Source organism: Lachnoanaerobaculum sp. MSX33 (assembly GCF_000512995.1).
In the GTDB taxonomy this organism is placed as follows: Bacteria; Bacillota; Clostridia; order Lachnospirales; family Lachnospiraceae; genus Lachnoanaerobaculum.
On record NZ_AZXX01000076.1, the window covers coordinates 1 to 3766 of the forward strand.

General features: G+C 33.3%; 5 protein-coding genes. All 5 read right to left on the bottom strand.

Translation table 11 applies throughout. The features are described 5' to 3' along the window. Positions 1-232 precede the first annotated feature (232 nt). Entirely contained in the window at positions 233-544 is a 312-nt protein-coding gene (locus HMPREF1495_RS08540) for a hypothetical protein (RefSeq protein WP_034213815.1), read from the bottom strand. A gap of 2 nt (positions 545-546) precedes the next feature. Then, a complete protein-coding gene (locus HMPREF1495_RS08545; RefSeq protein WP_034213816.1) occupies positions 547-852 on the bottom strand; it encodes an ATP synthase subunit E in 306 nt (101 codons plus the stop codon). A gap of 11 nt (positions 853-863) precedes the next feature. Beyond that, positions 864-1196: a hypothetical protein gene (locus HMPREF1495_RS08550; protein ID WP_242832884.1), complete on the bottom strand. Its 333-nt coding sequence runs from the start codon at positions 1194-1196 to the stop codon at positions 864-866. A gap of 1 nt (position 1197) precedes the next feature. Then, a complete protein-coding gene (locus tag HMPREF1495_RS08555; RefSeq protein WP_034213820.1) occupies positions 1198-3057 on the bottom strand; it encodes an Mbeg1-like protein in 1860 nt (619 codons plus the stop codon). After that, a partial coding sequence (locus tag HMPREF1495_RS08560; protein ID WP_034213822.1) for a hypothetical protein occupies positions 3044-3766 on the bottom strand: 723 nt, incomplete at its 5' end. The genes HMPREF1495_RS08560 and HMPREF1495_RS08555, both read right to left, overlap by 14 nt.

Sequence of the window (3766 nt, forward strand, 5' to 3'; positions counted from 1 at the left end):
GAAGTGTCCTCCTTGTTTTTTTTTAAGAACAATTGTATTATACTACTTATTTCATGTAATTTCAATAATGTATACAGTATACTTTTATTATTTTATACTTTTTTGTATTTTACAGAGATATGATAAATAATCACTTCAGCTTTTTGTAATATTTTATATATCTTTTAATGTTTTATTGTGTTAAATTTCATATCACAAAATCTTGTTCATATGCCCTCCTAAAGTTATCCTTCTATTCAATATTATCAGCTATATCTTTTTCAGCCTTAAATAGGCTTACTGAACTTTTTAGCAATTCATCTATTATATTCTTATGCACATCTATCTCTTTTTCCACTTCACCGGCCTGAACAACCCATTTGTTAAGTGATTCTTCAAATCCGGTTCTTCCCGAACCTCCCCACTCACTTATGCTTGTGGATTTCATCTTTGTAGCTATATACTTTACTTGTTTTTCTACCTTTTTAAGATTTTCAACATATTTTGTTACAGTATCATATATCAATTCGTTTTTTAGATAGAGGTCTGTTTCTTTGTTATCCATAACTAACCCTTCCTTTTACCTATCTTTCCCGCTATTTTTTCATCCTGTTCCTTTGTCAGTCTTACGGCATCTCTTCCTTTTGCAACAAGATCTTCTAACTCAATCCTTAGCTTTATCATATGACTATGTAGTTTTAGATAACTGCTTTCAAATGATTCTTTACTTGAACCTGACATACTCTCACTTAATACTCTATTCTGCTCTCTTATCTCAGACATCAGCTCTTCTATATCACTGTTGGCATTCTCTATAATATTAAGTAACAATTCTATATTGGAGTATTTCCATACTATCTGTGTCCTACCCAACTTAATCCTCCTTAATCGTCATCATCATGTGCATGAAACCATTCATCTTCTCTTTCCATTCTCGATATCTTATTTTCAAGATTTGATAAACTGTTATTTATATAACTCTTATATTTCCTGATATCGTCCTCTTGCACAGTAGCCGTATTCTCAATTCTTTGTTTAGCGCTGTTGTACTCATCTTCCAATAAAAAGATAGCCATACCCATGGTATTTATTATATCTCCATACCTGTTTCTAATTTCATTGTAGCGATTCTCAGTATCACATATTCTGTCAAGCATATCACACAATACTTCCCTATCATGCTCCGCAGCGGCTATATCATTACATCTGCATGCCATATCACTTTCCTCCATACATACCGGCTACAAACTTAGCCTCCATAATCTCGCACGAATTGTAGTAGTTTATGACTCTTTCTTTGAATATTTTTCTGGTTTTATTGTTTTTTTCTATAGAGTCCTTTATATCCGTCCATTCTCCAACATTCACTCTCCAAAAACTCAACCTCCTTAAACTGTATGCAATATCTTCCATTTCAGGCAGTATCCTACCCTCCACCAAGTCATTCATTTCATCCAGTATATTCACAAGTTCTTTTGTTTTGGAATAGTTTATTGCTACTGTTCCAAAGTTGGAGGTGCCGTATACTTCATATTTCTTTAAATCCTCTAAATCTTTGTCTCTTACTATATCTTGCTCATTATGCTTAGCCAGTGTTCGGTTAAACTCATCCCAATCAATTTTTACATATTCCAACATATATACAAAATACTCTTTAATATGCTTTAATATAAATGTATCTACCAAATATCCTACAAGCTCTACTCCCTCCTTCTCCAGCAATGTCTCTAATAATATAACTTTAAGCATTGATATCCCATTACCGAAACTTGCCACAACATCTATCATATCTGTGGCTGACTCACATACACATTTAAGTTTATCCGGATTAGATGATGTTAAAAAAGTAAAAACATAGCCATATTGCATAAATGCCATACCGGTAATCGCCACATCTTCTCTATCTTTCGGATCCAGTTTCATGATTTTTTCATTTACTTTTGCTATAAACTTTCCGAATGCACCCTGCTCCGATACCTGCGCTATCTTTCCGGTTTTTACATCTATCATAGCTGTAGGCAAGTGGTTCCACAATAAGTCTATGATGCTTTCCTGTTTTATCTCCGGTATAAAATATATTCTGTTTTCTACTTTTATTACAGATACCCCCAAAACATTTACATAGTCATTATTAGCATGAAATCCATACATTTTATCCTGAATCTTAGCAAATTCCTCAGGCCCAAGAGTTTTTTTCATATATTCTACAAACTCAGGTGAAAACCCTTGACCATCTCCACTTATACATCTGTCTATTACATCTGAATATACCATTGTTACCAGTGTAGCCTCGTTACCACCTTTTGAATGTCCTGTCACATACACATTGTCATATTTTTCAAAAACTCCACTCTTTTTTAATGATTCCATATAATCCAATGCTTCTTCCTGCATTGGTGATGTGTAATCTCTTAGCTCCGCACCGAATTTTCCATATCCTTTTTCGCTTGTAGTATTACTTTTAGGCTCACTTATATCTAATATTTTTTCTTCTATACCTCTCATTGCTTTTTCCCATGGAAAAACATAGTCCATTCCGATGTATCCCCTTATAATATTCCTTGTATTCTCTCCTATTTGTTGTGTAGGATCTATAGCTTTCATCATTATTTTATACGCATTAAATATAACTTCATTTTTTTTCATATCTTTTACAAATGCTTTTGCATTATCAATCCAAGATCTGGCAGGCGTTCCTCTAAAAGATATATATACCTGATCGTCTCTTTCAAATGTACAAGCTTGCATTCCTTTAGGATTATGATCCGGATTTCCATCACCATCATTATCCTGCCAACTCATATTTGATATCTTGGCCTTGCCAAGTTCAGGTCTGTCATTTAAGATTGCCTCTATTGCCGGGAGATTTTCTTCTATGGCTTTCTGAGCTGACTTACTTTCTTTATCTAGCTTACCTTCAATTTCACCTAGTTCCCTTTCTTTTTTTTGAGCCAATCTAACTATATCATTTATATTTTTGAACTCACTTATATCTAATTTATCCAATGGTAGATATTGAATAATATCATACAGTGCCTTCTCTTGTAGCTCATCATCTGTAGGCCTATTGCTTGCCATAATTCTTATCTCCTTCTAAAATATCTACATCACCAAATCCTATCTTATCCACGTTACTGTATACACTCGAGATTCTACAGTAAAACTTAAGTCTATTAAATGTGTAGCTTATCAATCTTTCTTCGAATTTATCAAGCTCTTCTTTTTTTATATATGTAACTGATAGATCACCTACATTTAAATCTTTATTTATAAAGTTTTCACATGTTCTTTTAAAGTCCTCATCTACACTTTCTGCTTGTTTAGATGTGAATATGTATGCATTATACATTCCAACACTTTCATATGTTCTCATGTCTATACCTTTATTCCAACTATCATCCAGTGCAAAACCATATGGATGTATATATACTTTACACTCTCCGTATATCGGCTTTACCAGCTCATATATATACTTCTCAAGTTCTTCTTTCTTAAGGTATCCTACATAATTATCATGAAAAGATGTCATACCTCCCTCACTCTCAAAGTCCACCACCACATGCCACTCCGGTTTTGACTTTGGGTGTACATACACGCTATCTTCATATACATATTCTCCTTCAAATTTCTCTCCATATTTTTTCTGCATGTAATATTCTGCTGCATTTATATAATCTAACTCTGTTAACATAGTAATGCTCACTCCCCTTTTTGCCAGCATATCTCTAAGGAATACCAGTCCAACTATAAAAACTATTATCAGTAAAATACTCCTTATTGCTTCTTT

What these genes read in the sequence shown, in the direction of transcription:
- HMPREF1495_RS08540 (WP_034213815.1), bottom strand. Translation starts at nt 544, where the DNA reads ATGGATAACAAAGAAACAGACCTCTATCTAAAAAACGAATTGATATAT.
- HMPREF1495_RS08550 (WP_242832884.1), bottom strand. Translation starts at nt 1,196, where the DNA reads ATGGCATGCAGATGTAATGATATAGCCGCTGCGGAGCATGATAGGGAA.
- HMPREF1495_RS08555 (WP_034213820.1), bottom strand. Translation starts at nt 3,057, where the DNA reads ATGGCAAGCAATAGGCCTACAGATGATGAGCTACAAGAGAAGGCACTG.